Here is a 975-nt window from a genome sequence, read left to right as displayed (position 1 = left end):
ATCTGTTCATCGGTAAGTGAACAGGAATCCCATTCGCCGTATTCGTTACGATAATTGCCAGAAATATAGAAAGTGCCGTGAACAAGAGTATTTCCAATTATCCTGTTAGGCTTAGAACCGTTCAGCAGAAACTCATCATTGCACCAGCAAATAGCGTCCTGCTTTGGTTCAAAATATATTGGCTCGATGCTGCCGCCCACAACTTCCTGCATGGCATGGATATCATCTTCAATATCCTTCACATACGGCTTTTTCATCGGTTCAAACACAAGTATTTTCATGAAACCACCTCCGATTCCTCTCCGCAGTAGTCATTAAGCGGACACCCGTCGCAGTCTTCGTACATGGAACAGGTACGCTGTATTTCTTCCTCCGAAATTCCGCAGTCACGGCGTTCTTTGTCGGGGACATCACGCCATATTGTAAGCGTAACTCCGCCGTCATCTTTCTCAGTTTCCACGCTTACGGGATTTCCGTTTTCATCGTAAAGTCCCCAAAATTCGGTAGTTCCGTTTGTCGTTAAAACCTGTGCAAAAATTATTCTTTTCATAAATTTAAACCTCCAAAATTGTTTCATCGTCAAACAGCGAAAGTTGGCGAACCGCTCTCGCTCGTTCGCTTGTATCGTAATTTGAAATGAGCAGCTCCGCATACTGACAGCCGCCGTCATATCGCTGTGCCAGATTGTTCAGCCTGCTTATCTCTTCGATCTTGATGTTAGGCTTTTTCCATATCTCACGGATCTCAGGACAATCATTATACGAAACCAAAAATCTGCCTTTGATATCAAGCAGAGCGTCACGCAGTCTGATATGATCTTTTGCAGTAAACCCTACGTCCTTGTAGTAATTTTCAGTAGCAAAATACGGCGGATCACAGTAGAAAAAGCTTACAGGTCTGTCATACTGCCTGATAAGCTTTTCAAAATCCTTGTTTTCGATAACGACCTTCTGCAAACGCCTAGCCGCAAGATCT

The 975-nt window shown here is 43.8% G+C and carries 3 protein-coding genes; all 3 read right to left on the bottom strand.

The annotated features are described in order from the left end of the window. Nucleotides 1–281, bottom strand: a 281-nt coding sequence (locus LI114_RS13580) for a DUF3846 domain-containing protein (protein ID WP_227221112.1), incomplete at its 3' end; no start/stop codon positions are given. Beyond that, nucleotides 278–550, bottom strand: coding sequence for a hypothetical protein (locus tag LI114_RS13575; RefSeq protein WP_117940373.1), 273 nt, complete (start codon nucleotides 548–550; stop codon nucleotides 278–280). The genes LI114_RS13575 and LI114_RS13580, both read right to left, overlap by 4 nt. Nucleotides 551–554: 4 nt before the next feature. Further along, nucleotides 555–975, bottom strand: a 421-nt coding sequence (locus LI114_RS13570) for a DNA adenine methylase (RefSeq protein WP_227221111.1), incomplete at its 5' end; no start/stop codon positions are given.

It is taken from the genome of Ruminococcus sp. 210702-SL.1.03, from assembly GCF_020559915.1.
Lineage (GTDB): Bacteria > Bacillota > Clostridia > Oscillospirales > Ruminococcaceae > YE71.
The sequence above is the reverse complement of the archived record's forward strand: the minus strand, read 5'-3'. Positions and strand labels throughout refer to the sequence as shown.